The organism is Nitratireductor sp. J20-h4, assembly GCF_056780505.1.
The window spans coordinates 928,844-955,042 of the sequence record NZ_CM165557.1 but is presented as its reverse complement, the minus strand read 5'-3'; the positions used below and the strand labels follow the sequence as shown (position 1 = coordinate 955,042).

Annotated in this window: 35 protein-coding genes and 1 pseudogene; 7 read left to right on the top strand and 29 right to left on the bottom strand. The window is 66.6% G+C overall.

Features of this window, described 5'->3' with window-relative positions; translation table 11 throughout:
* Nucleotides 1-6 precede the first annotated feature (6 nt).
* The 24 genes and pseudogenes from ACT2B0_RS04655 to ACT2B0_RS04540 all read right to left on the bottom strand — a co-directional run.
* Complete coding sequence (locus tag ACT2B0_RS04655) at nucleotides 7-462, bottom strand: NlpC/P60 family protein (RefSeq protein ID WP_473461948.1); 456 nt, start codon at nucleotides 460-462, stop codon at nucleotides 7-9.
* Nucleotides 459-1,349, bottom strand: a complete 891-nt coding sequence (locus tag ACT2B0_RS04650) for a DUF2163 domain-containing protein (RefSeq protein WP_348289706.1) — start codon at nucleotides 1,347-1,349, stop codon at nucleotides 459-461. Before ACT2B0_RS04650 ends, ACT2B0_RS04655 begins: the two co-directional genes overlap by 4 nt.
* Nucleotides 1,346-1,996: a phage distal tail protein, Rcc01695 family gene (locus tag ACT2B0_RS04645; protein ID WP_473461946.1), complete on the bottom strand. Its 651-nt coding sequence runs from the start codon at nucleotides 1,994-1,996 to the stop codon at nucleotides 1,346-1,348. Before ACT2B0_RS04645 ends, ACT2B0_RS04650 begins: the two co-directional genes overlap by 4 nt.
* Before the next feature lie 36 nt (nucleotides 1,997-2,032).
* The gene (locus ACT2B0_RS04640) at nucleotides 2,033-2,608 is read right to left on the bottom strand and encodes a phage tail tape measure protein (RefSeq protein WP_473461943.1); all 576 of its coding nucleotides are present in this window, start codon (nucleotides 2,606-2,608) and stop codon (nucleotides 2,033-2,035) included.
* A complete protein-coding gene (locus ACT2B0_RS04635; RefSeq protein ID WP_473465783.1) occupies nucleotides 2,601-2,801 on the bottom strand; it encodes a rcc01693 family protein in 201 nt (66 codons plus the stop codon). Before ACT2B0_RS04635 ends, ACT2B0_RS04640 begins: the two co-directional genes overlap by 8 nt.
* A 23-nt stretch (nucleotides 2,802-2,824) precedes the next feature.
* Nucleotides 2,825-3,187, bottom strand: coding sequence for a gene transfer agent family protein (locus tag ACT2B0_RS04630; protein ID WP_473465781.1), 363 nt, complete (start codon nucleotides 3,185-3,187; stop codon nucleotides 2,825-2,827).
* Entirely contained in the window at nucleotides 3,184-3,597 is a 414-nt protein-coding gene (locus ACT2B0_RS04625; RefSeq protein ID WP_473461941.1) for a phage major tail protein, TP901-1 family, read from the bottom strand. The genes ACT2B0_RS04630 and ACT2B0_RS04625 overlap by 4 nt, the downstream gene beginning before the upstream one ends.
* A gap of 49 nt (nucleotides 3,598-3,646) precedes the next feature.
* Nucleotides 3,647-4,057, bottom strand: a complete 411-nt coding sequence (locus tag ACT2B0_RS04620) for a DUF3168 domain-containing protein (protein WP_348289724.1) — start codon at nucleotides 4,055-4,057, stop codon at nucleotides 3,647-3,649.
* A complete protein-coding gene (locus ACT2B0_RS04615; protein ID WP_348289727.1) occupies nucleotides 4,038-4,232 on the bottom strand; it encodes a hypothetical protein in 195 nt (64 codons plus the stop codon). Before ACT2B0_RS04615 ends, ACT2B0_RS04620 begins: the two co-directional genes overlap by 20 nt.
* Nucleotides 4,229-4,564: a phage head closure protein gene (locus ACT2B0_RS04610; RefSeq protein WP_473461939.1), complete on the bottom strand. Its 336-nt coding sequence runs from the start codon at nucleotides 4,562-4,564 to the stop codon at nucleotides 4,229-4,231. Before ACT2B0_RS04610 ends, ACT2B0_RS04615 begins: the two co-directional genes overlap by 4 nt.
* Nucleotides 4,561-5,133, bottom strand: a complete 573-nt coding sequence (locus ACT2B0_RS04605; protein WP_348289733.1) for a head-tail connector protein — start codon at nucleotides 5,131-5,133, stop codon at nucleotides 4,561-4,563. The genes ACT2B0_RS04610 and ACT2B0_RS04605 overlap by 4 nt, the downstream gene beginning before the upstream one ends.
* Nucleotides 5,134-5,238: 105 nt before the next feature.
* Entirely contained in the window at nucleotides 5,239-6,498 is a 1,260-nt protein-coding gene (locus ACT2B0_RS04600) for a phage major capsid protein (protein WP_473461937.1), read from the bottom strand.
* On the bottom strand, nucleotides 6,495-7,085 hold the full coding sequence (locus ACT2B0_RS04595) for an HK97 family phage prohead protease (RefSeq protein WP_473461935.1): 591 nt from the start codon (nucleotides 7,083-7,085) through the stop codon (nucleotides 6,495-6,497). The genes ACT2B0_RS04600 and ACT2B0_RS04595 overlap by 4 nt, the downstream gene beginning before the upstream one ends.
* Nucleotides 7,075-7,425 carry a DUF6107 family protein gene (locus ACT2B0_RS04590; RefSeq protein WP_473461933.1) on the bottom strand — a complete coding sequence of 117 codons (351 nt, stop codon included), beginning with the start codon at nucleotides 7,423-7,425 and terminating at the stop codon, nucleotides 7,075-7,077. Before ACT2B0_RS04590 ends, ACT2B0_RS04595 begins: the two co-directional genes overlap by 11 nt.
* Before the next feature lie 113 nt (nucleotides 7,426-7,538).
* Entirely contained in the window at nucleotides 7,539-7,721 is a 183-nt protein-coding gene (locus ACT2B0_RS04585) for a hypothetical protein (protein WP_348289744.1), read from the bottom strand.
* A gap of 257 nt (nucleotides 7,722-7,978) precedes the next feature.
* Nucleotides 7,979-8,344 carry a hypothetical protein gene (locus ACT2B0_RS04580; protein ID WP_473461930.1) on the bottom strand — a complete coding sequence of 122 codons (366 nt, stop codon included), beginning with the start codon at nucleotides 8,342-8,344 and terminating at the stop codon, nucleotides 7,979-7,981.
* Nucleotides 8,345-8,488: 144 nt separating this feature from the next.
* A complete protein-coding gene (locus ACT2B0_RS04575; RefSeq protein ID WP_473461927.1) occupies nucleotides 8,489-8,863 on the bottom strand; it encodes a hypothetical protein in 375 nt (124 codons plus the stop codon).
* Nucleotides 8,860-9,465, bottom strand: a complete 606-nt coding sequence (locus ACT2B0_RS04570; protein WP_473461925.1) for a hypothetical protein — start codon at nucleotides 9,463-9,465, stop codon at nucleotides 8,860-8,862. Before ACT2B0_RS04570 ends, ACT2B0_RS04575 begins: the two co-directional genes overlap by 4 nt.
* 35 nt (nucleotides 9,466-9,500) lie before the next feature.
* Nucleotides 9,501-10,673 carry a phage portal protein gene (locus ACT2B0_RS04565; RefSeq protein WP_156715520.1) on the bottom strand — a complete coding sequence of 391 codons (1,173 nt, stop codon included), beginning with the start codon at nucleotides 10,671-10,673 and terminating at the stop codon, nucleotides 9,501-9,503.
* A 13-nt stretch (nucleotides 10,674-10,686) separates the two neighbouring features.
* Nucleotides 10,687-11,904 carry a DNA-packaging protein gene (locus tag ACT2B0_RS04560; RefSeq protein WP_343041041.1) on the bottom strand — a complete coding sequence of 406 codons (1,218 nt, stop codon included), beginning with the start codon at nucleotides 11,902-11,904 and terminating at the stop codon, nucleotides 10,687-10,689.
* A gap of 25 nt (nucleotides 11,905-11,929) precedes the next feature.
* Nucleotides 11,930-12,424: a hypothetical protein gene (locus ACT2B0_RS04555; protein ID WP_348289758.1), complete on the bottom strand. Its 495-nt coding sequence runs from the start codon at nucleotides 12,422-12,424 to the stop codon at nucleotides 11,930-11,932.
* Between the two features lie 396 nt (nucleotides 12,425-12,820).
* A complete protein-coding gene (locus tag ACT2B0_RS04550; protein ID WP_348289761.1) occupies nucleotides 12,821-13,339 on the bottom strand; it encodes an MltR family transcriptional regulator in 519 nt (172 codons plus the stop codon).
* Between the two features lie 208 nt (nucleotides 13,340-13,547).
* Nucleotides 13,548-13,760 carry a hypothetical protein gene (locus tag ACT2B0_RS04545; RefSeq protein ID WP_348289764.1) on the bottom strand — a complete coding sequence of 71 codons (213 nt, stop codon included), beginning with the start codon at nucleotides 13,758-13,760 and terminating at the stop codon, nucleotides 13,548-13,550.
* Nucleotides 13,757-14,257: pseudogene (locus tag ACT2B0_RS04540) on the bottom strand (transposase); the annotation flags it as partial. The gene ACT2B0_RS04545 and the pseudogene ACT2B0_RS04540, both read right to left, overlap by 4 nt.
* A gap of 338 nt (nucleotides 14,258-14,595) precedes the next feature.
* Here ACT2B0_RS04540 and ACT2B0_RS04535 point away from each other — a divergent pair.
* The 5 genes from ACT2B0_RS04535 to ACT2B0_RS04515 all read left to right on the top strand — a co-directional run bounded on the left by ACT2B0_RS04535 (nucleotide 14,596) and on the right by ACT2B0_RS04515 (nucleotide 20,237).
* Nucleotides 14,596-16,746: a transglycosylase domain-containing protein gene (locus ACT2B0_RS04535; RefSeq protein WP_473461918.1), complete on the top strand. Its 2,151-nt coding sequence runs from the start codon at nucleotides 14,596-14,598 to the stop codon at nucleotides 16,744-16,746.
* A gap of 82 nt (nucleotides 16,747-16,828) precedes the next feature.
* A complete protein-coding gene (locus tag ACT2B0_RS04530; protein ID WP_473461915.1) occupies nucleotides 16,829-17,410 on the top strand; it encodes a DUF1214 domain-containing protein in 582 nt (193 codons plus the stop codon).
* A complete protein-coding gene (locus ACT2B0_RS04525) occupies nucleotides 17,403-17,945 on the top strand; it encodes a DUF1254 domain-containing protein (protein ID WP_473461913.1) in 543 nt (180 codons plus the stop codon). Before ACT2B0_RS04530 ends, ACT2B0_RS04525 begins: the two co-directional genes overlap by 8 nt.
* A gap of 170 nt (nucleotides 17,946-18,115) precedes the next feature.
* A complete protein-coding gene (locus ACT2B0_RS04520) occupies nucleotides 18,116-18,829 on the top strand; it encodes a DUF1013 domain-containing protein (RefSeq protein ID WP_473461910.1) in 714 nt (237 codons plus the stop codon).
* Between the two features lie 448 nt (nucleotides 18,830-19,277).
* Nucleotides 19,278-20,237, top strand: a complete 960-nt coding sequence (locus ACT2B0_RS04515) for a hypothetical protein (RefSeq protein ID WP_473461908.1) — start codon at nucleotides 19,278-19,280, stop codon at nucleotides 20,235-20,237.
* On the opposite strand, the gene ACT2B0_RS04510 is transcribed toward ACT2B0_RS04515, so the two are convergent.
* From ACT2B0_RS04510 to ACT2B0_RS04500, 3 genes are all read right to left on the bottom strand, one after another.
* Entirely contained in the window at nucleotides 20,227-20,571 is a 345-nt protein-coding gene (locus ACT2B0_RS04510; protein WP_348289786.1) for a DUF1491 family protein, read from the bottom strand. The two genes, ACT2B0_RS04515 and ACT2B0_RS04510, sit on opposite strands and share 11 nt — an antisense overlap.
* A gap of 159 nt (nucleotides 20,572-20,730) precedes the next feature.
* Nucleotides 20,731-21,525 (bottom strand): peptidoglycan-binding domain-containing protein, encoded by a 795-nt coding sequence (locus ACT2B0_RS04505; protein WP_473461905.1) that lies wholly within the window; start codon nucleotides 21,523-21,525, stop codon nucleotides 20,731-20,733.
* Nucleotides 21,500-23,221: a sensor histidine kinase gene (locus ACT2B0_RS04500; protein WP_473461903.1), complete on the bottom strand. Its 1,722-nt coding sequence runs from the start codon at nucleotides 23,219-23,221 to the stop codon at nucleotides 21,500-21,502. Before ACT2B0_RS04500 ends, ACT2B0_RS04505 begins: the two co-directional genes overlap by 26 nt.
* 527 nt (nucleotides 23,222-23,748) lie before the next feature.
* On the opposite strand from ACT2B0_RS04500, the gene ACT2B0_RS04495 reads away from it, so the two are divergent.
* Both ACT2B0_RS04495 and ACT2B0_RS04490 read left to right on the top strand, forming a co-directional pair.
* Nucleotides 23,749-24,060, top strand: a complete 312-nt coding sequence (locus ACT2B0_RS04495) for a DUF5330 domain-containing protein (protein WP_348289795.1) — start codon at nucleotides 23,749-23,751, stop codon at nucleotides 24,058-24,060.
* Nucleotides 24,061-24,136: 76 nt separating this feature from the next.
* Nucleotides 24,137-24,565 carry a SufE family protein gene (locus ACT2B0_RS04490; RefSeq protein WP_348289798.1) on the top strand — a complete coding sequence of 143 codons (429 nt, stop codon included), beginning with the start codon at nucleotides 24,137-24,139 and terminating at the stop codon, nucleotides 24,563-24,565.
* Nucleotides 24,566-24,638: 73 nt separating this feature from the next.
* Here ACT2B0_RS04490 and ACT2B0_RS04485 read toward each other — a convergent pair whose 3' ends face one another.
* Together ACT2B0_RS04485 and ACT2B0_RS04480 are read right to left on the bottom strand one after the other, a co-directional pair.
* Entirely contained in the window at nucleotides 24,639-25,457 is an 819-nt protein-coding gene (locus tag ACT2B0_RS04485; RefSeq protein WP_473461900.1) for a DUF6456 domain-containing protein, read from the bottom strand.
* 1 nt (nucleotide 25,458) lies between these two features.
* A complete protein-coding gene (locus ACT2B0_RS04480; protein WP_348289804.1) occupies nucleotides 25,459-25,884 on the bottom strand; it encodes a helix-turn-helix domain-containing protein in 426 nt (141 codons plus the stop codon).
* Nucleotides 25,885-26,199: the final 315 nt, after the last annotated feature.

The window sequence follows — 26,199 nt, the reverse complement described above, 5'->3', positions numbered from 1 at the left end:
TTGCCCTCAGTCGGGTTCGGGAAACGAGAACACGCCGGCGATGCGGCGGCGCCATTGCGGCACCAGCGCGGAGACCGTCACCGCATGGCCCTGATAGGCGTGCACGAAACGATCCGGCGCAAGCAGGATGCCGGCATGTTTGGCCGGCAGCGCCGGTTTCCAGCGAAACAGCACCAGGTCGCCCGCCGAGGCTGCCGCCAGCGGACGTTCGCGACAATGGCGGCGCGCGGCGTCCAGCAGGCGGTCGCGTCCGCCCGCTTCCGCCCAGTCGGGCGCGTAGGCTTCGACCGGCTCGGGTTCGTCTTCGTAGAGGGCGCGCCAGACGCCGCGCACCAGTCCCAGGCAGTCGCAGCCGACGCCCTTTTTCGATCCCTGATGACGGTAGGGGGTTCCCACCCAATCGAGCGCTTCGGCGACGACCCGCGCGCCAACCGACCCGTTCGATGCCGGCTTCACGTTCATGGCACCAGCGGGCTCCCGTCGAAGGTTTCGTCCGGCGTCGCGTACCCGTAGGCGGCGTCGTTGCCCGGCAGATGCGGAAAGCCGCGGAAATTCAGATGATTGCCGAATTTCGCCTTGCAGGTGGAAAACCGCTTGTCGCAGCCGGCGCGCAGCGCCACCGTCGTGCCGGCAAGCGGCAAAGGCGCGGTGTCGCGCCAGATCACCACCTCGTCGGCCGCGCTGCCGCGCCGATGCGCGAGAATGCGATGGCGGGCGCCCGCCAGCGGCCCGTCGAGGCAGGTCAGGGTGCCGTTGGAAAACCAGCCGGGCTCGAAGGTCTCGATGCCGTCGACCTCCACCATGTCGGCGGTGACGACGGCGCTCACTGTCCCCTCGCCGGCAAAAGCGGGCTGGTCGAGCGCTACGCCGCAACGCCCGTCGCCCAGCTCCGCGTCGCAGCCGCGGCGGAACCAGCGTCCGCGCGGCTGGTCGAGATGGCGCTTCTGGCTTTCCAGTTCGGCGCGAAAACGTCCGTCCTCCAGCGTGATCTTGCCGATCACCGCCTTGCGCAGCAATGCGTGTTGGTCGGGCGCGCGCCAGTTGACCAGAAAGGTCTCGACGGTCGCCCCGTCGAAACGCCCGGCTGCGATTTCCCCGGCATCGAGATCGGCCGAAAACAGCGCGCCTTCAATATCGAGCGTGTCGACCGACAGTCCGAGGCTTTCGCGCGCTTCGCTGGCCGAAAACCCCGAATCCGGCGCGCACGGCGTGCCGTCGACGACCAGCGGACGGTCGTGGTCGGTGAACCCCAGAACCGTCGCGTCGGCCCGCACGACGCGCCAGCCATGGCACACGGTCGTCACTTCGTGTTGCAAATGCGCCAGAAGCTCGGGCGAAAAGCCGCTCACGACAGAACCTCGATCAGGGGAATGGCCGGAATCTGGCCGGCCTTGAAAGCGGCAAGGCTGATGGCCAGCGCCTCGCTATCGAAGCGGACCGGGACGTCGAATTCGTAACCGGCCGTGACCGACAGGCCAGCCTGGGGGATCGAGGCGGGCTCGAATACGACCAGCCCGGTGGTGGCATCGACCGTGAAGTCGACGCCCGCCACCCCAGCCGCGCCGTCCACCGCGACGCTGACGGTGCCCTCGACCGGCTTGCGGATCGGGCGCTGATAGGCGTCCGGTCCCGAACCGTAAATCTTGATCAGCTGATAGGCGGCGGTCGTGCCGTCGCCGGTTCCGATCGTCTGGTCGAGGGCGGACGGCGTTTCGTGCGGCGCGCAGGACTTGCGGTCGAATGGATCGCGAAAGCGGAAACCGTGCAGCGATCCGCGCCGCGCCTCGAAAAAGGCCAATACCGCATAGACGTCATCGAGCGAACGCAGCCCGGTGCCGGCATCGTAGCTGCGCCTGGACTCGGCGAACCTGGCATTGCGCCTTTCCCGGCCGGAGGTCAGCGTCACGATCTCGTTGCGCCGCACCGGCCCGCCGGTCGCCCCGAAAGACACCGCGCTCGGAAACAACACCTCGTGAAACGCGTCAAGTTCGGCCATGCCGCCTCCCCCGTTTTGCCTGTCGACCCGGTTCGATCAAAGCGAGCGGGCGCCGCGCGAGGCGGCGCGCGCGATCATGCCGGTGATCTGGGCTTCGGATTTGCGGAACGAGGCGGCGTCCGGCGTCGTCACGTTGAAGACGATGTTGACTGGCGGCGCCGTCCCGCCGGCGGCCACGCCCAGGCGTCCGTCGGCGCCGCGCGCGAGCGGCAGAATCGCCTCCGCGCCGGCCTCGCCCATCAGGCCGAGCCCGCCCCGCATCGGAAAATAGGTCGGCTGCGACACCACTCCGCCGGTCGCGAACCGGGTCGGTCTTCCCGGAACCCCGCCCTTGGCGTGCGGAACGGCCTTCAGCAGCATGTCGAACAGGCCGGACATGCCCGCACCGATCAGGTTCTGCAGCGGCGCCAGCGCCTTGCCGAGCGCCATCTCCGACAGGCTGAGGGCGAGGCGTCGCAACACGTCCTCCAGCGCCCGGCCGCTGAAGGCGGCCCGTTTGAACGCGTTCGTCAGGCGCGTGCCGAAATCGTCCGACAGGCTTTTGAGGTCGTCGAAGACCTTGCGTACGGACTCGGCGTCGAATTCCAGGTCGATCCGCGCGGTATCATCCATGTCGGTCCCTGCCTCCCTGGTCTGGAAACCTAGCCATCAACGCCTCGAGAACCGCGCGGTCCGGCGCGGCGCCGGCGCGATGCCAGGCCAGACCGCTCGCGCTAGCCAGTTCCTTCGGCGTCATTGCCCAGAACGCGGCCGGCGAAAGGCGCAATACGCCAAAGCCGATCGCCATCAGTCGTGACCAATCCATCGCTGCCGCCCGCTTGCCCGTCGTCACGTCGTATCTGCGGCTCCGTCGCGCGGCTCCGCCGGCACGGCGTCCGCCGCCGCGAAGGTGGCGGTAAGAAGCCGCGCCACGATCTCGGCGAAGCCGGCCACGCCGCCGTCGACCGCCATCGCCATCACCTCCTCGTCGGTGAGCGACGCGCCGCCGCCGCGCAGGCCCGCACCGACGATGCGTGCCAGGTCACGGGCCGAAAGCCGGCCGCTCGCGATCCGCTTGACGAGCGTCTGCAGGTCGCCCGCCTCGAAACCGGCCTCCAGTTCGGCCAGCGCGCCCAGCGTCAGGCACAAGCGGTAACGCCTGCCGTCGAGCTCGGCGGCGATCTCGCCGCGTTGCGGATTGATGATCATCAGCTTGCCGAAAAGCCGACCGCGCCGGCCGATTCGAGCGCCAGTTCGAACGTCACTTCAGCATCGTGACTGCCGGCATATTCCAGCGCCGTGATCTGGAAGGGGCCCTCCACCGTGCCGAAATCGGGCACCACGACCTGCCATGCATCGGTGGCGCCGGCAAAGAAGCGGGCGCGGATCTCCGCATCCGACTGCGCGTCCTTGAAGATGCCCGATCCACTCACCGAGGCGCGCTGCACGCCCGAGCCGGCGAGCAGTTCGCGCCAGCGTCCGGCCGAGTCGGAATCGGTGATGTCGACCGTCTCGCTGTTGAACGCCAGCCGCCGCGCCCTGAGACCGGCGACGGTCAGAAATCCGCCCATCCCGTCGATGTCGAGCTTCAGCAACAGGTCCCTGCCCTTCTGCGCAGCCATGAACGCGGTCCTTTCGTTTCGTGAGAATTCGTGGTGGCGCCGCCGGCGCTCAGCCCGCCGCCTCGATCAGCGCGCGAAATCGCATTACGCCCCGGTAAAGGGCGAGGTCGTCGTCGTAGCGCACCTCGGCGAAGTCGTGCCGCATCAGGACCAGCCTGCCTTCCGCCAGCGGCACCGGCTGCGCGGCCAGGCGCGGCTTGATCAGCTCCATGATCTCAAGCGCTTCGGCCTTGCCGCGCGCCTTCGACCACACATGCAGGCTGAAAAGCTGCTCGGTGCCGTTCTCGGTGCCGGTGCTCCAGTCGTAAACGCTGGTGCGACCGAAGGTGACATAGGGAAACGGCACGTTGGCCGGTGCGTGATCGTAGATGCGCGCGCCGCCCAATCGCGCCGTCAGGGCGGCGTCGGCGCTCAGCGCCGCATGAACGGCCGCCTGCAGTTCAATCGCTGCGGCCGCCATGCGCGCCTCCCGCCTGCGGCATGCGCGTGTCGGGCGCGCCTGCGGCCTTTTTCCCGCTCGCAGCCCGAAGCCGCCGGGCGTAATCTTGCTGCGCCCGTTCATCGGCGCGCGCATGCGCCCTGCTCCTGAGGGCGCGCACCAGACCGTCCAGCGTCAGGCGCATGGAAAGTTTCATCGTCCCTCCTCCTCGCTCTGGCAGACGAGATAGCGGCCGCTCTCGTCGGGATCGTGCAGATGGCGGATCGAAAACAGCCGCGCGCCGGCGCGAAAACGCATGCCGCTCGCCACGTCGTCGCGATGGCGGATGGTGATGTGGTGCGTCACCCGCTCGATGCGCTGGTCGGGACCGAAGCGGCTCGATGCGGCGACCGGCTCGAGCCGGGCAAAGAGCGTCGCCACCGCGTTCCAGTTTTCGACATGACCTCCCGTCGCGTCGACGACTGTTTCGGCCGCCTCCAGCGTCAGCCGCTGTCGCAGCGTGCCGGGATCGATGCGCGCGCGCCTCACAGCAGCGCTTTCGGCCGATAGGCCGCCATCAGCCGCTGATAGCCGTCGGGCAGCGACACCGGCTGGTCGCGTGCACCGAACGCGGCGCGGAACTCGTACCAGTGCGACACCAGCAGCGTCATCGCCCGCTTCAGCAGATCGGGCACATCGACGCCCGAAGCGCCGAACCCGGCGCGGAAATCGATTTCGATTCCGTTCATCGCCAGTCCCGGCCTTGCCGGCTCGCGCATGAAAAGCCGCGCCGGCCGCGACAGCCCGTCGAGCTGATAGTCGGCCGGGTCGGCAAGCGACGCGGCGCCCTCTTCGTCATAGATCGTCACGGACAGGACTTCGCGCACCGGGTGCCGGCGCAGATGCGCCACCCCGCCTGGCGGCCAGCCGTCGAGCACCAGCCGCCAGTCCTGGTCGATCAGCGCAAGACCGGCATGCCGCTCCACCTCCTCGCGCGCCGCCCGGATCAGACCGGTGATCAGATCGTCCTCGGCCGTGTGGTCGAGGCGCAGAAACGCCCGGCATTCGGCCACGGTCAGTGGCTCGACCGGCGGCGCGACGGTGCGAAACAACGCCATCGAAGATCCTTCGTCATTGGGATTTTTTGGGAAACGAAGCGGCCCCGGCGCTGGTCGGAGCCGTAAGCCATGGCGCCAGGACGCCATGGCGAAGCGGATCGCAGATCAGGACACGCCGAATTTCAGCAGCTTGATGGCGTCGAAGTCCTGCACGCCGCCGCCGACCCGCTTGGTGGTGTAAAACAGCACGTAGGGCTTGGCCGAGTAGGGATCGCGCAACACCCGCACGCCGGTACGATCGACCACCAGGTAGCCGCGGCCGAAATCGCCGAAGGCGATCGCGACGGCGTTGCTGGCGATATCGGGCATGTCCTCGGCCTCGACCAGCGGGAAGCCCATCAGCATGGCGCGGCTGCCGGGGCTCGCCGGGGGTTGCCACAGATAGTTTCCGTCGGCGTCCTTGAGCTTGCGGATCGCGGCCTGGGTCTTGCGGTTCATCACCCAGCCGGCATTCTGCCGGTAGCCGGCCTTCAGCGCATAGATCGTGTCGATCAGCACGTCGGAGGCGTCGCTCGCCGGCAGCGCGCCGTCGACCCCGGTCGCCACGTAACCGAGCTTGCCCCACACCCAGGCGCTTTCGCCGACCTGGTCGTAGTCGAGAAAGCCGCGCGGCTTGTTGATGCCGTCGCCGGCGACGAAGGCCACGCCTTCCTGCTCGGCAAAGGCGGTCTCGATCTCGCCGGTGATCCAGTCGTCGAGGTCGACCGCGCTGTCGTCGAGCAGCGAGGCGGTCGCCGCCGGCATGGCGTAGATCTCCATGGTCGGAAACTGCAGCTCAGCCAGGGTCGCGCTGGTCGTCTCGGGCCGTGCCGCCGTCTCGCCGACCCAGCCGACCGCCGGCCCGCTCAGCGCGAAGGGCTTTTTCAGCACCGCGCCCGATACCTGCCGCACCGACGCGATACCGCGGATCGGCGACAGCGCGGCCAGCCGCTTGCCGATCGCCGCCTCCGTCTCGTCGGGCACCAGATAACCGCCGTCCTGTCCCGAGCCGTAGGACATCGCCTTGGTGTCGAGCGCCCGCAAGGCGCGGTCGTCGCCGGAGCGCATATAGGCATGGAAGGCGTCCTTGTGCTCGCCGGACGCGCCGGCCGCGAAGCCGGCCCCGCCGAGTGCCGGACGCGCCTTGCCGATCAGCAGCCCGTCGAGGCGTCGGCGCTGGTCGTCGAGCGCCTCGGAAATGCGTTCGAGCCGCTCCTCCACCAGCACGTCGCCCGCCGCCTTGCCCTCGACGGCGGCCAGACGCTCGTCATTGGTCTGCTTGAACGCCTCGAAGGCGTGCATGAATTCGTCAAAGGCCGGCGCGATCTCCTGCGATGCGCCGGTTTCGGCCTTGTGTTCGGGAGCGGCGATGCTCTTTTGCGTCATTGCGGTTCCTTTCCTTCGATCAAGAATGTTGCGGCGCGGATGATGCCGGCGAGATCGGCCGACTGCGCCGTCAGCGGGGTCTGCGGCGCGGCGCCGGCCCCGCTGTCGGGGCCGATCGCCTCGACGCGGGCGCCTGCCAGCATCGGGAAGGTGACGACCGAGATTTCCCACAGATCGGCCTCCAGGATGCGGCGCACGCGCCGGCGCGGGTCGCGCGCCGCGCGCACGGTGCGAAAGCCGATCGACAGTCCGTCGATGGCGCCTTCGGCAATCAGCGCGCGCACCTCGCGCGCCCGCCCGACACCAGGCGACAGCACGCCTTCGACGAACAGGCCGCGTGCGTCCTCGCGCAGGGCGAGCCAGCGCCCGATCGGCTGGGCCGGATCGTGCTGGAACAGCATGCGGATGCCGCCCGGCCCCTTTTTAGCCAGCGCGCGCGCAAACGCGCCCGGCTCGATCAGATCGCGGCCCTGGTCGAGCCGGCCGAACAGGCTGGCGTAGCCGCGAAAACGGCCGCCTTCGCCGGCGCCAGCGCCGGGGCGCGCCCAGCCGGCCGCGTCCCTTGTCCGCGCCGTGTCAACGTTCATCGCGTTTCCCTCCCGCGTCCGGCACACGCCCGCCCGCGGGCCAGCGCTGCAGGAGACGCATGACGAGCCCCAGCGCCCACCAGGCGCACAGGCTCGCGGCGCCCGCGCCCATCAGCATGGTCTCGGCGGTGCCGATCACGTCGGCGATACCGAGTTCGTCGGCGATCTTGAGTCCGGCGGCGGTGCCGAACACCAGGCCGCAGGCCACCCCGACGGCGAAGCGGATCGCCGCCTCGCGCCGGGTTCGCGGCAACATGTAGGCGAGCGAGACGGCAGACCCCGCCACCGCGCCCGCGCCCTTGGCCGCCCATTGCCAGGCGGCATCCGGTACGTCGGTCAAGTCCTTCTCCGATTTTGCTAGATCGCGACGGCCCGATGCCGGGCCTGGCAGCACTCGATCGTCCCCGGTCGAGGTTCGCCGGGTGCTCGTGTGCTGTCATTAGAGATGCTGGCTCAGCCCCAGCCGACAACAAGCTTGTCGGCCGACTCGGGATGGTTGAGCCAGATTCGGACCAGCATTGTCCGACCTGGCACCTCCGCCGTCAGCACCGGCTCGGCAAGCACGTCGGAAGTCATCAATTGTTTGTTGGGCGTTTCGATGAACCCGTCAAAGGCAGGCTCCTCTTCGGTCGCCACTTCGTCCGACGCCCCCCAGGGTCAGCTCGGCCTCGACGTCGACTTCGTGACGGCAACGCGCGTTGACGCATGAAGCCGTCGCCTCCACGCTCGCTCCGGTCACCGGCCAGACGGATTCGCCGCCATCGATGTCCGAAACGAAGACCAGTCCGTCTTGCAGTGAGCGTTTCGTTACCTGCACGAGCGGTCTCCGCCTGGGCATCGAATTCGGGTAACAGCCGGACAGCCCATCAACGTTTCAGACAACCTTTCAGGCGTTACTCCCACGCAACGACAATTTCGTCGGGTTCCGTCTCGCGATTGGCCGAAATTACGACCTTCGTGACTGTCCCAGACACGTCCTCGCGAAGCACCGCATCTTCTTCAACCGTCGAAACAACCAGCCTCCTGCTGGGCGTCTTCAGGCTACCTGAAAAAACAACGATTGCAGCGGAGGCAACCTCCGCTCGCGCGCCGAGACTAATCTTGGTCTTACCGTCGACATTCGCCAAACAGCGTATCGAAACCACGCTATCGGTGGCGAGTACGAGTTTGCCCGGCTCGAAGTCGGGTACTTGTCCCCCACGTAGGTCGCTGAGGAAGAAGAGCGAGTTCGGAGGTGCAATCTTCAGTGACTTGGTCATCGAATCGGGTTCACCTGTTGCGTCGTATCCAGTTTCCCTGCCGTCCACTGCAGGACATGCAATGCGGGAACAGTCGCTGCGGCCTTCCAAGCGGGTTCCAGGCAGCGGCTCGGATCGCACTCAGCGTCTCGTCGCAATCCGCGCCTACTCAATCCTCAGCCAGACCACCGGTGTTCCCTGACGGCCAGTCGTCCAGACCTCGATATGTGCCTCACGACGGTCGAGCGGCATCTCATGAATCACATCACCGGGCACGATCATGAGAACCAGCCGGCGACTGGGAATGGCTTGGTCGAAGGCTGCAAGACGCGACAGCTCTGGACCCGGGGCTTTGGTCGGGTTGATACGAATTTCTGTCGGCCCATCCATGTCGCCCTGACAGGAAAGGACGATGCAACTTTCGGTCCGCCAGACCTTTGCAACTCCGTCCACCGACGGTGGGTCGAACAGCTCGGTATCGACGATGTAAAGCAGCCCATTGGGGAGTGGCACGCGCATGGTCTTTTCGTCGATCGTCATCGCCTTCTCCGGTAGTTCGTGACCCAAGCACCTTGCCTGCCGCTGCACGCTATGCAGTGTGGAAAAATTCGCTGCGGCCTTCCAGGTGGATTAAGCGCACTCGACAACTGATGGTCGAGGAAAAAATTCCCGCTCGGTGTCCCCGGATCCTTCGTGCCGCACGTGTGGCAGCCATAGTTGCGTCCGATGCGATTGATCTCGCGAATTTCCTCCGCTGTCCAGTTTCGTCCGGGGCTGCGCGCCGGCAGCGATTCCTTGGCGTATGGACCCGGTCCGATCCCCATGCGCTGCAGTTCCAGCAGCCTGGCTTCGGCCTCGCGCGTCGCCGCCCGGTTGGCGGCAATCTCACCCTCCACCGTCTCGTACGCGCTCGGACGCGGTTTCCATGTCGGGTCGAGTTCCCGTACACGCTGCACGGCCGCACGCATGCGGCTCTTGCTGATTGCCAGCTGCGTCGCCTGCGCCGGCGGCACGTTTCGCCAGCGTCCCCCGACACGGCGCGGGCCGCCGCGACCGCCAGGCGGCCTGGCCTGAACCGGCATCACCCGCGCACCGCTACCCTCGTCGGTCCACTGGACGCCATCGGGATTGCCCTTCGGCACGCGCGGCTGGTCGGGGCGAAACCCGGCCTTGGCCGCTAGCCCCCCCTCGGCGGATAGCCGACCGCCTCGCGCTTTTCGTCGTCGCCGAGGAAGCTCGCCGCGTCGACGCGCCGCCACAGCGCCTCGCGCTCGCTCGCCAGGCCCTCGATACGGTCGGCGTCGTACCACAGCCGCAGGCCCGTCCCCGTCCCGCCCAGAAAAGCCGACAGGTCCCTGGCGATGCGGCCGACCAGCGGCAGGATCGTCAGGCGATACAGGGCGCGGTTGGCCTCGGCGTAATTGGCATAGGTGTTGTCGCCGGGAATGCCCAGCAGCATCGGCGGCACCCCGAAGGCGAGCGCGATGTCGCGCGCGGCCCCGTTGCGGGCCTCCAGAAAATCCATGTCCTTGGGCGACAGTCCCATCGCCTTCCAGTCGAGCCCGCCTTCCAGAAGCAGCGGCCGCCCGGCCCGGCTGGCGCCGCCATACCCGTCCTCGAGCTCCGCCTTCAGCCGCTCGAACTGCTCCTCCGTCAGGTTGGTCCCGTCCTTGGGCGCATAGATCAACGCCCCCGAGGGACGGGCCGAATTGTCGAGCAGCGCCTTGTTCCAGCACCCGGCCGCGTTGTGGATGTCGAGCGCCATCAGCGCCGCCTCCAGCGGCGGAAAGCCGTAATGGTCGTCGAGCGGGTGAAACAGGCGAAACTGCGCCGCCCCCTCGCCCGGCCGGCCGAGCGCGATGCGCCGCTTGGCGCCGCCGCCGCGATAGTCGAGCGCCACCGGCCAGCCGGCCTCGTCGGTCGCCACCGCCACCCTGTCGGGCCGCAGCAAATGCAGTTCGCGCGTTTGCGTGCCGCCGCCGATCAGCTCGACATAGGCGCTGCCCGACAGCAACAGATGCCCGTAGAGCGCTTCCATGAAGGCGCCGCCGGCCTGGCGCGGATTGGGCGCCTCCAGAAGATCGAGCAACGGGTGGTCCCCGTGCTCGGCCTCGCCCTCGTAAAGCACGAACGGCACCGCGGCGGCGGCCTCGGCGATCAGCCGCACGCAGCGATGCACGACCGGGTTGCGCATGAAGCCCTCGCGGGCGAGCGCGCCATAGTCGCGCCGCGTCCAGCGCGCCTGGCCTTGCATGTGCAGCGCCAGAAAGCCGGACGGTGCGGCCTGCTTGTTTTCGACACGGGCCTGCCCGTGCCGCGGGCGCCTCGCCCACGGCCAGTTCACTCTCATCGCCTTGTCCCGTCTATCGGATGTCGCGGATGCGCGGATTGCCGCGCGCGGCCAGCAGCAGTTCGCTCAGCGCCCACACCAGCGCGTCGAGCCGGTCGGGCGAGCGGCCGCCGGCAAGCCCGTCCGGGCCGAAATCGCACATTTCGTCCTCCAGCTCGGGAAAGCGCGCGGCGTGGCGCACCCGCCCCTGCTCGTAGAGCGCGGCCACCGGCTCGGCGCGCAGCCACTTGCCGCGGCTCGCCCTGACCGGCTTGACCGCCACGGCGGCGTCGACATTGCGGATAACCGCCTCGACCATGTCGCCGCCCTGGTTGACCTCGACCACCACCCGGTCGGCCCGGTGGCGGTGATAGAGCGCGGCAACGCGGCTTGCCCAGTCATGCGGCCTTGCCCGGCGCAGCGTCGCATCCGCGATCACCACCGCCTCGCCGTCGGCCGTCGCACCGGCCACCACGATGCCGCAGGCGTCCGAGGTGCGGCGCGCGCTCGCCGGCGGGTCGACCGCCACCACGATGCGCGCCAGGGCCGCGGTGCCGGGGCGAAACGCCGCCTCCACCATCTGCCGCGACCACAACGCGTCCTCGCGGTCGGCGATCATCTCGCCGTCGAGTTCCTGGCGGCCGAGCCGCGTGCCGCCGTAGCGGGTCCGCAGCCTGTCGACGAAGCCGGCCGCCAGATTGGCCTGGTTGTCGGCCGTCTTCATGCGCGTCACCGTCACCGCCGGGTCGGCCAGCAGCCGGCGCAGCAGCGGGATCGGCCGCGGCGTGGTGGTGATCAGCTGTTTCGGCGCCGGCCCGACCCGCAGGCCGAACTGCAGCATGTCGAAACAGGCCTCGGCATGGCGCCATTTGCCGGCCTCGTCGCACCAGGCGGCGTCGAATTGCGGCCCGCGCAGGCTTTCGGGATCCTCCGAGGAAAAGATCTGCGCCGTCGCCCCGCCCGGCCACACCAGCCGCCGCCGCGAGGGCTCGTAGCGCGGCCGCGCCTGCCGGGCGCGGGCGGCGATCCCCGACAGCCCGTCGATCATCACCTCGCGCACGTCGGCCAGCGTCTCGCCGATCAGCGCCAGCCGGCCGTATTTGCGGTGGGCGAAGGGCGGCAGGCCGCGCACCAGCGCGTCGACCCATTCCGCTCCCAGACGCGTCTTGCCCGCCCCGCGCCCGCCCAGCACCAGCCAGGAGCGTCCGGGCGGCCACAGCAGCGGATATTGCCGCGCGCGGGCAAAAACCACCCATTCGCGGCGGATCGTCCAGGCCTCATCCTGGCTCGGCGTCCACCCCGCCGCTCGCGCCGCCGCCGCCGCCTCCGTCGACGATCTCGGCGGCGAATTCGTGGGCGAGCGCGACGATGCGCTGGTTGATCTTCTCCAGGACGGCGGCCTTTTCGGCGTCATTGTCTATGGTGTCTTCCGTCATCTGGGCGCGGGCCATGTCCTCGGCCTTCTCCAGGGCGCGAAACGCCGCCAGCGCGGCGTCGAGATCGGCCTTGTCGACCCCGCCCTCCCCGGCCTCGAGCGCGGCGCCGAGTGTCTCGATACGGCCGATCCAGCGCGCCAGCTCGCGCCGCAGCCGCGCCAGATGGTCCGGCGTGATCTCGGTCTGCTGCGGCGCCCGCCAGCCCTCGCGCCGGACGCGGCGGGCCAGGCTGGCCTCGCCGCAGCCGGTCAGCTGCGCGATCGTGGCAAACCCCGCTTTACCGTCCTCGAAAACGCGCCGCGCCGCCGCCCAGCGCTCCGCCGCAGCCAGCACCATCAACCGATCCCGATCGTTTTCTTGTGTTTGGGTTTTTCGTCGTCTGGAACGTCGTCGTCCAGGATTTCGCCTGTCGCGGACATTGGCGATGTCTCGCAACACTCCCGCGCCTCCGGCCAATCCGGCGCAACTGTCCGACGATAACCAAACCCTACCAAAGCCCTGTCACGATGTCAAGGATTTTTTTCCTAATTATATACGTGAGAAAAGTGAGCGATACGGGAAAGTACGGCGACGTGGCAGGCCGGCCACCGATGTCGCGGGGAGAATTTTCCTGTGACGGAAGACAAGAAAGACGATGAGAAGGAAATCGACGTAACGCCGGAGATGATCGACTATGGCGTTCGCGAGCTATCAAAGTTTGACCCCAAATGGGGCTAAGTTACAAGGACGCATTCATCGCGATTTTTCACGCGATTTTTGCGCATATTTCTGTAGCGCGTCAGCAAGAAAGATTGGCTCCATCTTTTCTTTGATACTCTGGATCACCGAGACTGCTGCTTCTAAAAAGGCGAGTTCACGTGTGCCTGCCTCAGCCAGCTTCGCAAAATGCTTGTCCATAGCGCCGTCTTCAAAGTCCATTTCATCGGTTGCGTGCGCGAACGCATTGCGAATGTCCCGCAAGATATGGAGCGTGCGATGGGCGTCTTGTGAGATTGCGCCAACCGCATAGGCCATATCGATTTTTGCGCTAAATGTCCCTAATGGGCCTTTGAATTCGAAGAGCTTGTCTTGAAGGCGTCGTGGGCTGTTGGTGAAAAGCCTTACGATGGCCTCCTTGAGCCAATTTTCTAGGCGTGTCGTGGTCATCATTGCTGTGGCGGCGTGACCGCGTCGGTTTAGATGAGTCAGGCTCTCTGATAGGGTCGAGACCGAAGCTTGTTTTCCAAGTTCAAAGAGAGATCCGGCAGCCATGTCGTCTTCCGGTGAAAACAAAAAAGTTGAAGAGCGTCGTGACAACGCATTACGCTGCGCTCTGCACGCCTCCGAAGCCTAAAGAATAATTGGAAAAGGGGAAACCCAAGACGAAAAAAGAGAAGCCCACAATGCGATGCGGGCTTACACATTTTGCAGAAATTCCCAAGCCGTGCTGCTTGCAAGGCAATGTCGATACAGCAAGGGTTTATTGGACTGGACGACGATCTGCCTGTCTCTGCCGCGCTTTATCGAGGCGTTCTTCCAGCACCGAAACGATTTGCGGCGATATGCGCAATGCTAATTCATGCGTTCCGCCCGTTGTGAATAGAACTATTAGGCTTCCTTGTCCGTGCGGCTCTATGGCAACGAAATCTATGCCGGTCACCTTGATTTCCACGACTGGCTTTTCGTCTGTCATTTGCCCTTCCTCCGCCTTTGCAACGGAGGAAAGCTAACGCCTTCTGCTTCGGCATGACCGGCCTCACCAATCCGCCGATAGGTGAGGCGCTTGCCGTCGATCATGGCGAGCAGTTCATTGGTGCGCTCAACGTCGCTGTTTTTTGGCACAGCGCGGCGGTTATGCCTGAAATCGAACTCGGCAAGGTAGCGATGCAGGTGAGCTTCGCCGCAATGCTGATAGACACCGGTCATGCCGCGCTTGAAGATGCAGAAAACGTTTTCAATCGTGTTGGTGTGCACGACAACATCGCCTGCGCGGCGGGCATATTCCCTCGCGGTGTGCTTCACCGTGCGGTGGCCGACATATTCCTTGCCGGAAGCGGCGCAGAGGCTGGATTCGTCGGCATAGAGCGTGGTATCGTGAGACACTTTGCGCACCAGCGCTTCGCGAACGGATGCCGTGGTGGCGGTGTTGACGTGGAAGGTAGGACAGGAGCGCCGGGCTCGACCGGCGCGGCGGCTCTCCCGGCAATCCACCTCCGCCAGCCAGCGCCGCAGTTGCGCGTCGCCGCCGTGCCGGTCGGCGCGGAGCCATACCGCGCGTGACGTCGCCGCCCTGCCGCCCCGCCTCGCAAACGGACGTTCGTTCCCCGCCGGACCATCGCCCGGCGCTCCGGAATATTTTCCCATCCTCTTTACGATGACGCGAAGTTGCAAAGGTCTGCGGCCGGTTTTTCCTTGTATGCGCCGGCCGCTTTGGTGCAAAGATGCCGCAGCGGAAGTGGTGGGCCGCCTGAAATTCGCCCGTATGGGAACGCAGCTTGCCTGCCCGATGGCTTACGGACAAGCGGTTGATGGACAACCCATTCGAACAAAAAAAGACGCGCGCCCCGCGAACCTCGAAACTGCTCGAGATCGACGCCTGGATCGATTCCAGCCTCTATGAGGCCGGGTTCAAGGCCGGCGAGATCTGGGAAACGATCACCATCTTCTTCCGCCGGTTCCGCGTCTATGGCTGGCGCCGCGGCGTGGTGGAGGCGCTGAGCGAGAGCGTCACGCTCGGCGCGGCCGGCTCGGTCGTGCTCCTGGCGCTGGCCATGCCCGCCTTCGAGGAGACCGCCGGCAACTGGCGCGCCCAGGCCGACTACGCCGTCACCGTGCTCGACCGCTACGGCAACGAGATCGGCCAGCGCGGCATCATCCAGCGCGATTCCGTGCCGGTCGACGAGATCCCCGACCACGTCATCAAGGCGGTGCTGGCGACCGAGGACCGGCGCTTCTTCGACCATTACGGCATCGATTTCTTCGGCCTCGTCAGGGCGATGACGGAAAACATGCGCGCCAATTCCGTCGTCCAGGGCGGCTCCACCATTTCCCAGCAACTGGCCAAGAACCTGTTCCTGTCGAGCGAGCGCACCATCGAGCGCAAGGTCAAGGAAGCCTTCCTGTCGGTGTGGCTGGAGATGAACCTGACCAAGAAGGAGATCCTTCAGCTCTATCTCGACCGCGCCTATATGGGCGGCGGCACGTTCGGCATCACGGCCGCGGCCGACTTCTATTTCGACAAGGGCATCAAGGACGTCGACCTCGCCGAGGCGGCGATGCTGGCCGGCCTGTTCAAGGCCCCGGCGCGCTACGCGCCGCACATCAACCTGCCGGCCGCGCGCGCCCGGGCCAACGAGGTGCTGACCAACATCGTCCAGGCCGGCTTCATGACCGAGGGCCAGGTGATTGCGGCCCGGCGCGACCCGGCCAATGTCGTCGACCGCGACAGCCAGCAGCATCCCGACTATTTCCTCGACTGGGTGTTCGAGGAGGTCAAGGAGCTGGCGGCGCGGCTGCCGACCCACTCGCTGGTCGCGCGCACCACGCTCGACATGAACATCCAGTCGGCGGCCGAGGAGGCGCTGGAATATCATCTGCGCCAATACGGCAAGGATTACGGCGTCAAGCAGGGCGCGATCGTCGTCATCGACGACGGCGGCGCGGTGCGCGCCATTGTCGGCGGGCGCGATTACGGCACCAGCCAGTTCAACCGCGCCACCCGCGCGCTGCGCCAGGTCGGCTCCTCCTTCAAGCCCTATGTCTATGCGACCGCGATGGAACATGGGTTTACGCCCGACACGATCGTGCGCGACGCGCCGATCACCTGGGGACGCTGGTCGCCGAAAAACTATTCGCGCGGCTATCGCGGCAACATTCCGCTCTCCACGGCGCTGATCAAGTCGATCAACACCGTGCCGGTGCGCCTGGCCAAGGAACATCTCGGCATCAAGCCGATCAAGGAGATGGCCGAGGCGATGGGCATCGAATCGCCGGTGTTTTCCGACAAGACCATGGTGCTCGGCACCTCGGGGCTGACCGTGCTCGACCAGGCGACCGGGTTTCACGTCTTCGCCAATGGCGGCCTCGCCGGCCGGCGCCACGGCATCACCCAGCTTCTGACCCATTCCGGCGAGGTCGTTTACGACTGGCGCCGCGACGCGCCGGAGCCGAAGCGGGTGTTGAGCGAGCAGTCGGTCAGCTACATGAACTCCGTCATGGTCCAGGTGCCGGAGATCGGCACGGCGCGGCGCTCCGCGCTCGACGGCATCCGCAGCGCCGGCAAGACCGGCACCACACAGGCCTACAAGGACGCCTGGTATGTCGGCTTCACCGGCAATTACACCGCCGCGGTCTGGTTCGGCAACGACGAGTCGACCGCCACCCGCAACATGACGGGCGGCTCGCTGCCGGCGATGACCTGGAAGCGGCTGATGACCTATGTCCACCAGAATATCGAGCTGAAGCCGATTCCCGGCATCGACAAACCGTTCCTTGACGGCAAGGACGCACCCAAGGTCGCCGATGCCGGCGCCGGCGGCGACACCGATGGCGAGGCCGACAGCCGACCGCCGGTAATGTCGGCGGCGACCACCCGGCTGTTGCGGGAGATGACGCGGCTTTTCCGCGAGGCCGCGCCGATCCGCGTCGCTAGCGAACGCGACACCTCGTCGGCGCTTTGAGTATCCGGGCCGTGCCGTTGATGCGTTTTTTGTCCTGTTCCGGCGCGCGCGGGCCGCAGATGCCGGCGGCAGGGCCCGCGTGATGCGCATTCCGTTTTACGTCGCGCTGGTGGTCGCGATCGCGGTCGGCGGCGGCGGCGCCTCGGTCTGGTTCGCGCTCAACGCGATTGACGGGCTCGACACGCTCACGGTCGGGGCCTGGACCGCCTATCCCGAATCCGGCACGCCGCAGGTCGATCCGTACGGCCGGGCGCGGATCGCGCGCGACGGCGAACTGCCGCTGGGACGGGCCGAGGGGCTTTATTTCCTGGCCGAGCGCGATTCGTCCGGACAGGCGCTGCGCCGGCAATGCCGCTACCGCCTCGAGGGCGGCGTGCCGGTCGCGCGCTTCTGGACCCTTTATGCCACCGACCGGACCGGTCGCGCCGCGCCGCGGCCGCGGCCGCCCGCCGCCGGGCTGCACTCGCGCCAGGTCCTGCGCCGGGCCGACAATTCCTTCGACATCGCGGTCGGCCGCACGCCCGAACCCGGCAACTGGCTCGCCGTGACGGGAACCGGCGACATGGTGATGGTGCTCACGCTCTACGACACGCCGGTTGCCAACGGCGCCGACGCCCGCGACATTGCCCTGCCCGCCATCTACCGGACCGGCTGCGATGCTTAGGCTTGTCTATGTGACCCTGTCCGGCCTGATCGGCGCTGCGATCGTGCACATCGCGATCCTGCTTCTGTTGCCGGCCTATGCCGAGCGCGACGCGTGGTCGCGGCTGGAGCAGGCCGGCGCGCCCAACAGCTTCGTCAGACTGCCGGAAACCGCATCGGCAACGCGCGGCGCGCGCGCGCCCGATCCGTTCATGGCCGCCGGCGCCTGCCGATTCGATATCTCCGAGAGCGGCGTGCGTGTGCTGGCGCCCGAAAAGCCGTTGTTCTGGTCGGTCTCGGTCTATAATCGCTGGGGACACAACATCTACAGCCTGAACGACCGCACCGCCTCCAACGGACTTTTGGACCTGGTCGTCGTCTCCCCCGACCAGATGATCGACTTGCGCAAGGACCTGCCCGAAAACCTGGAAGGCGCGGTCATCGTCCAGGTCGAGGAGGATATCGGCATTGTCGTGGTGCGGGTTTTCCGGCCCGATGCCAGCTTCGCGCCGTTGGTCGACGGTTTCTTCGACACCGCGCGCTGCGAGCCGATATGAAAACGCGTCCCCACCGGCCCGGAAAAATTTGATCGGCGAGACGACGACATCGACACCCAGGCACGTTGCGCACCGTCGCAAGACGCGATATAGCGTGCTCGATTTCCCATTCTGGTGGCTAAAACCACCGCCCGCGTGAGGGACGCGGGCGAAGAAAGGACGATTGTATCATGGCCAATCAGCTTCTCATGCCCAAAGCGACCGCGGTCTGGCTGGTGGACAACACGGCGATGTCGTTCGACCAGATCGCCTTTTTCTGTCACCTGCACCCGCTCGAGGTGAGGGCGATCGCCGACGGCGAGTCCGCGCAGGGCATCAAGGGCATGGACCCCATCACCACCGGGCAGTTGACGCGCGACGAGATCGCCCGGGCCGAGAGCGACCCGAACTACCGGCCCAAACTGTCCGAACCCAAGGTACGCATTCCCGAAAAGAAGCGCCGCGGTCCGCGCTACACGCCGCTTTCGAAGCGGCAGGACCGTCCCAACGCGATTTTGTGGCTGGTGCGCAACCATCCTGAATTGAAGGACGCCCAAGTCTCGCGGCTCGTCGGCACGACCAAGTCGACCATCGAGCAGATCCGCAACCGAACGCACTGGAACTCGGCCAATCTGCAGCCGATGGATCCGGTGACGCTCGGCCTGTGTTCGCAGATCGACCTCGACCTCGAGGTTCAGCGCGCCTCGCGCGGCGCCCCGCAGCAGCAGGGGGCCGACGAGACGCTTTTGCCGGCATCGGCGACCGAAACCCTGCCCTTCGGCGAGGGTGGGGCGCCCGCCGAGGAGGAGAGCGAAAAGGAACTCGACGCCGAGGCCGTTTTCGCCAAGCTGTCGTCGCTCAAATCCGCCGATCCGGACGAGGACGGCGAAGACCAGAACCGTTAGACCCGGCTTCGACGGAAAAGACACGCCGGGGGCGGCGACGCAAACAGCGCTTCCCCGTGTCGGCCGGGTCGCTCAGGAGCGGCCGGAGACCGGCGGACGGCGCGACGGCTTTCTCGTGTCGACCGTTCCCCGTTTTGCCGACGCCTCGTCCTGCCGTTCGTAACGAACGCCGGGAAAAACGATGATCGCCGCGCTGCCGGTTCGTTGACGACAGGCCGGTTTGCGCCTCGCGGCGTGGGCATGGAATTCGATGATGTTCGTCATGGCTGTGCGTTCCGGTGCATGGGATACGATTGGCACGCTTACGACGCTGTCGTGCCAACTGTGCCCGCCATAGGGTTAACAGCTTGCTAACACATTGATTGTAGCGTGCTGGCTTCCGCGCGCGGGCGGATCTCCAGCCTCGCGCCGACAGCGTAACCGGTCGTCAAGGCGTAGAGCGTAACCAGTGAGTACAGCGGACTTCAGGCGAATTGTAGACCGCGACCAGGCCGGCAAGGCCGAGCGGTTGTTGCGGGCGGCGGTCTCGGCCTTCGCGTCGCTGACACGTCCCAGCCGGCGCGAGATCCACCAGCTCGACCAGCTCGCCGCGCCGCTGTTCGACAAGGTTCCGGCCGAGACGCTGCGCTACGTGGCCGCCGTTCTGTCGGAATCGCGGTATACCCCGCCTGCCCTTCTGGCACGGCTGTGCGAGCAGAGCGCCGACATCGCCGCGCCCCTGCTCATCCGCTCGCCGCTGCTCGGCGATGCAGCCCTGCTCGGCCTGATTGCCCGACACGGCCTCACCCATGCGCGCGTCATCAAGCGACGACCTCGCGTCCACCCCACGATCGTCCAGGTCTCCAGGCTGCTCGAGACGACGGCCGCCCGACCGCCCGAACAGGTCGCGCAGACACCGGTGCCGGCAAGCCGCGGCCTGGCCGACCTCGCCCGCCACCGGCTGCTGCAGACCATGTCCGACAACGAAAACGCCGCTACCGGGGCTTTGTCGCCGGACAGCCAGGTCGACGAGGCGCATGATGACGAGCGTTTCCGCAAGCTGAGGGCCGCCGCCCTGGCCGAAAATCGCGAGCCGTTTTTCCGCGCGCTGGCCGAGACCGTGTCGCTGCCCTATGACACGGCCCGCATGATCGCCCGGGCGCGCACCTACGACGATCTGCTCGTCGCCCTGCGCTCGCTCGACCTTAGTGAGGAACAGGCCTTCCTGCTTGCCTGCGCGGCCTCGCCGTGGCGCTTCCCGCAGCGCAGGAATATCCGTCTGTTCCTGGAAAAATTCCGATCGATCAGCCGCGAGGCCGCGCGCGCCCGCGTGGACAGCGACTGGCGCGACGGCGCCGGCCGCTCCGACAGTGCCGCCCTTCCGCCGGCCGAAAACGATGCCGGAGTGACGGCCGCGCTCAGGGCGTAAGAAGGTCGAGCATCTCGCTCACCGGCGTCGAAAGCTCGAGTTCCACGACCCAGGCGTCCGGATCGAACTTCAACTCGCGTTCCAGCTTCCTGGTCAGCGCGTCGTCGTCGGCGATCTCCGGCAGCGAAACGAACAGCCTGTCGGCCGGCCGGCCGTCGCCATAGCCGGTTTGCGGCGCGGGCGCGAACAGGCTCACCGCGCCGTTGCGGCCCCGCTCGACGACAAAGATCGCGCCGGCCTCCGTGGCGCCGCGATGCACGATGGCGGCAAAACCGCCAGCCGCGAAGGCCCGCCTGATCAGCGACGATACGAAAAGATCGGATGTGACGCGCACGTGCAAACCTCGCCTGCCGCAGGGCCGTGTCCGGCCGGCGGCCGCGCAAATGGTAGGCCTGGAATGTTTCCAGGCAAAGTGGAAGCCGGTTCGACGTTCGGAAACGTGTTAAGATATGGGTTGGAGCCGAGCTGCAATTCCGTGAAAAGCAGCACGACTCTAGTTCGTAAGCCCGATTTCGGTCATCTTGGCAAGCAACTGCGCGTCGGGCTGGCCGGTGACGGGAAGACCGAACAGCGACTGGAACTCGCGGATCGCGCTGCTCGTCTGCTCGCCGACGATCCCGTCGAGATCGATCCCGTCATGGCCGAAAGCCCGCAGCCCCGCCTGAATCTTGACGATATCGGCATCGCCGAGGCGTCCTGGCGCCGGTCCGTCTTCGGCCGAGGCTGCCTGGCGCGGTTGCGGACGCGGCGCCGGCGCGGGCAAGGCAGCGATCTTCTGGTCGGCCAGCGGGCCCTCGATCTGCCGCAGCAGCGCATCGCTGATCTCGCCGTCGACCTCGATCCCGATCGTCTTTTGGTAAGCGGCGATCGCCTGTTTGGTGAGCGGCCCCGAAAGTCCGTCGACGTCGCCGTCGTAGAGGTCCAGCCGCGCCAGCGTCGCCTGCACCTTGCGCACCACCGGGTCGCCGACGGCCGGCGGCGACACCGAGGCGGTTACGTCCGGGCTCGGCGGCAGCACCGCAACGACCGGCTCCTCGCGCGGCGCCTGGCTGGGGGCAGGCGCCTGGGTCTTGACCATGATGCGCGTCTGCATGAGCGGCCTGGGATGCTGGTAGGGCTGGTACCAAAGCGCGTTGGCGGACACATACCCCAACGCCACGACAAACGCCGTCACGCCACCGACAAGGATCGGATTGCGGACAACCGTGGCGCCGATGACGGTCGCGAGGCCGCCAAGCGTCTCGGTCAGGACCGGGCTTTGTCTACGCGAATTTGCGGAGCGGGTCATCGGATGCGTCTCTCGATTGTCTTTCCGTCTCGATTTTCACCACATGCGGCGCGGAGTCGCGTGCAGCGGGGCCACCTTCGGGCACCGCGATCGTGACCGTCGTGCCCTCGCCCGGCGCGCTTTCGATCGTCATTGTGCCGCCATTGCGCTCAACCAGCCCCTTCACCAGCGCCAATCCGAGCCCGGTCCCCTCATATTGGCGGGTGTAGTCGTTCACGACCTGGAAGAACGGTCTGCCGATCTGGTGGAGTTCGCCTTCGGCCATGCCGATGCCGGTATCGCTGACCCATAATTCGAGCCGGCCGTCGTCACGCGATCCGCCGACCGTCACGGTGCCGCCTTCGGGCGTGAACTTGACCGCGTTGGCAAGCAGGTTGATCAGGATCTGCTGCAGGGCGCGCTTGTCGGCCAAAACCTCGCCGAGCGGTTGGTCGCCGGCGACGTCGACGCGCACCTGCTTGGCTCTGGCCTGGCACGATACGATCGAGCGCGCGGTCGCGACGATCTTGTCGACCACGAAACGCTCGGTGGCGGGCGTATAGGTTCCAGCCTGGATCTTGGCGAGATCGAGGATCGAGTTCACCACGGAAAGCAGATGCTGGCCCGATTCCTGCACAAGCCCGACATAATCGCGCTGGCGCTCATTGGCGAGCGGACCCGCCAGATCCTGCAGGAGCATGTCGGAAAACCCGATGATCGCATTGAGCGGCGTCCGCAATTCGTGACTGACGGTGGACAGGAACCGCGACCGGTCGGCCTCGGCGCGCGCAACCGCCGTCTCCAGCTCCTCGCGCAGCCGGACCATGTCGTCATTGGCGCGCAGGAAACCGACGAACCCACCGGCTACCGCCGCCCCGGCAAGTTCCAGCCGGAACGGACCGTAAACGGCCCCGACATCACCCTCGTTCAGGCGTGGCAGGCGCACTCGCAACTCGAGCGAACGACGGTCGGCGCCTTCGCGCATGTCGGCCAGCGCGTTGAGATAGTGAACCCGGTCGGAGACATGGACCCGGTCGAACAGTCCCGTGCCGAGCAAAAACTCCGGCTCCAGGCGCAACAGCAGGCGCGCCTGCGCCGAAACGTCGGACAGTTCGCCATTGCCGGCAAAGCGCAGCGTCACGGCGTCGAGCAGCCCGTCGATCCCGTCCTCGTCCGGCGCGTCGGTCTCGCTGCGCATGGAACCGCGTTCGCCGCTCCTGCGCGCGAACCACATGGCGGCATAGATGACGGGCAGCAGCCAGTGGCCGGCCGACGCGCCGGCCGCCGGCAGGTCGGGCATCAGAAATCCGGCCATGCTCGCCAGCAGAACCGCCGTGCCGGCCGCGATTGCTCCGGCCAGCAGGAAGCGGCGGTCGCGCCCGACATTTTCGGTTTCCACGATCAGAGGCAGCCAGGCCAGAAACAGCGGCGACGCGATTCCGCCGGCGAAATAAAGGATCACGGCGCAGGCAAGCACCGCCGCCCCCAGAGCAAGCGGCCCGGCGATGCGCCGCGAGCCCGTCTGCGCCACGATCACGGCGGCGGACCATCCCACCACGAACACGAGACAGATCGCGGCAAGTGCCGCCGAAACGCCGAGCGGAACCGTCAGGACCTGGGCGAAGGCGGCTGCGGCCAGAAACGGGCCGGTCAGCGACGCCGCCAGCAAGCGGCGCTGACGCGCGCGCTCGCCGGGCTCGGCCACGCCTGGATGCACCAGTCCTCCGCACGCCTGCGAAAGCCGGTTCTGCCATCCTCCAATATTCTTATGGACGCTACCCAAAAACACGTACTCGCCACTTGTCCGCCTAGCGGATCGCCGTTTTCCCCGAACCTCTCATTCACCCTTTAAGGAATGAATAAGGGCCGGCGGTCACCGGGCGACGCTTCCCCAAAATTCCGATCTTAACGGGGCGCGGCCGGCAGAACATCGGCGGATGGTAAACGCTTGGTATGCGCGCCGCCGGGCCGGCTTTTGCCTCCGCTGTGGCCTCCATCTCTGGAACGCTCCAGGGAAAACTATGAAAATCAGTGCCTTGGGTTGCTAACATTACCTTTCCGAAACCGGTGGGAAACGCGGCAAATTCTCATAAAAACCCGTTTGCGCGCATTTGCATCAAATTCGACAAAAAAGCCTGCATTTGCGGCAAGCGTCCTTTCGCGGGCTTGTGGCATGACGACGCGTGAAGGGAAAAGCCTGGCCACGCAGATGCAAAGCCCGGCTTTGTCGATAGGGAAGAAATAATGGGTTTCCTGATCAAGACGGCATTCTGGTTTTCGCTTGTCCTGCTTCTGCTGCCGATCTCGCCGGAGGGCGCCGATCCCGACGCCACGGTCGATCCGCTCGAGGCGGTGTTTGCCGCGCGCGCCGCCATCAGCGACGTGTCGTCGATGTGCGAGCGCCAGCCCGACGTGTGCGAGACCGGCCGCGCGGCCGTCCAGACGATCGGCGTGCGGGCGCGCGAGAGCGCGCGCATCGCCTACGAGTTGCTGGACGATCAGTTCGGGCAGGCCGACCCCGAGTTGACCACGGGAACCGTTCCGACGGCGAACTGATTCGGCATAACCGGCAATCACCGAGTGACGGACGCGGCGCGAGCCCCTATATGCGGGGGCAAAGGCTGCACGAACCATGACATCCGACCTGCAAACCATACTCGACGACTTCTCCTTCCTCGACGACTGGGAGGACCGCTACCGCTATGTGATCGATCTCGGTCGCGACCTGCCGCCCTTCCCCGACGCGCACAAGACCGACGACAACAAGGTGCGCGGCTGCGTCAGCCAGGTCTGGCTGACGACGGCCCGCGAACCGGGTGACGACCCCGTCATGCGATTCACCGGCGATTCGGACGCCCATATCGTCCGCGGACTGGTGGCGATCATGCTGGCGCTCTATTCGGGCAGGAAGGCCAGCGAGATCGCCGCGACTGACGCAGAACCGGTGCTGCGGCAGCTCGGGCTCGACGAACACCTGACGCCGCAGCGGGCCAACGGCCTGCGCGCCATGGTCTTGCGGATGCGCAAGGACGCCGAAACCGCGTTGCGCGAACAGGCCTGACCCCGCCCCCGCCGTGCCGGCCCCGGTGCGACCGGCGCCCCCGGTTATCAAGGGCCGGCTCCTGGTTCGGCTGTCATTTTCCAGGAGTAGGCGAGCGCAGGGACGGCCGGAAGTCCCGCGCGCCCCAATGATGACTGCGACGTCGTCGGCCCTGCGAAGAGCCCGGCCTATAGTGACGGGCCAGGGCCGCCAGCGCCGTCTTGAGCACGATTTTTGCCGAACGCGCCGGCCATTGCCGCTCCGCTTCGACCTGTCCTATCCCTTTCAGAAAACAGCAGACGTCGATCAGGATCCCGGAGAGTTCCGGACCGACGGCGTCCATGGCCGCCTCGACGCGTTGGCGCGCCGCCAGCGCGGCTTCGGTCAGTTCGGCAAGACCGCCGCTCTCGCCGCGGCGGCGTGAGGCAATGGCGGCATCCCAGTTGGCGCTGATGCGCGGTGTCAGTCGCGCCCTGTCATAGTCCGAACGCAAGCGCTCGCCGGCTTCGAACTCGGCCTCGCTCAAGAAGGCGGTGCCGTCGCGCGCGCGGCGTCGGGCCAGTTGCGACAGGGGCGATTCGGCCAGATTGCGGCTGACCCTGTGCGGCGCGCCGTCGACGTCGATCTCGGTCTCGATGGTTTGGCCATGCTGGGCGCGGAACGGATCGGGCGGTGCTTGCATCCGCGCCAGACTTGCCCGGCCCGCAGCGGTCAGTCCCAGAAAACCGTCGCATTCGCGCGCCAGCCCGGCCCGCAACCCGGCCTCAAGCGCCTTGGTCTCGACACTGATCGTTCCCCGTGTCGCGCCGGTCAGCCTCTTGCGGCCCTCCTTCGCGCAATCCTCCAGGCGTGCGGTGTTGCAGGCCAGGAAGCGCAGGATGCGCAATACGGGCTTTCGCGTGTCGTCGGCCATCTCAGGCACCGTCCCGATAGCGCAGCGCCGCCCGGGCAACGCGCTCGGCCATGGCCACGATGGCGTCAAATTCCTCGTCGTCGCGCATGTCCTCGATCAGATGGCAGGCGTGAAGGACCGTGGTGCGGTCGCGTCCGAACCCGCGACCGACCTCGCTCATCGACAGGCCCATGACGACATGGGCGACATACATCGAAATCTGACGCACGCGCGCCACCGCCAGCGCGGTGCGACCGGGGCGGCGCAGTTCCTTGCTGCTGACCGCGAAAATCGCCGCCGCGATGTCGATCATGCATTCGCAGATCTCGATCTTGCGCTCAATCGGGTCTTTGGAGGAGTGATGTTGCCCGCGGGCCGGTCGGCCGGGCCGGGCTTGGCCCGAGCGGTCCGCTTCAGGGGCTGCGTCAAAGGCACGGTTGGCGATCACGAGACATGTTTCCCTTTTTGAAATAGGAATATCTTCTTATATCGACCCACCGACAACCTGTGAACAAACAGGAAACACACGCCAGGGTAGAATCCCGTTAAAAAATTGATTTTCTTTGATTTTTTTTCGCAATGCCTGAACATTTCTGGCGATTTTCTCCCCACCCTCTCCGGGCCGGCAAGACTTCCAACGCATGTCGGGACGGGAGATTCGTATGCAACGCATGTTCGAAGAGGCACGGGCCTTCGGCGGCAGGAAAGCCGAGCAGGCGCGTATGGCCGCCAACCGCGTCGCGTTGTTTGCCGCCTGCGGTAT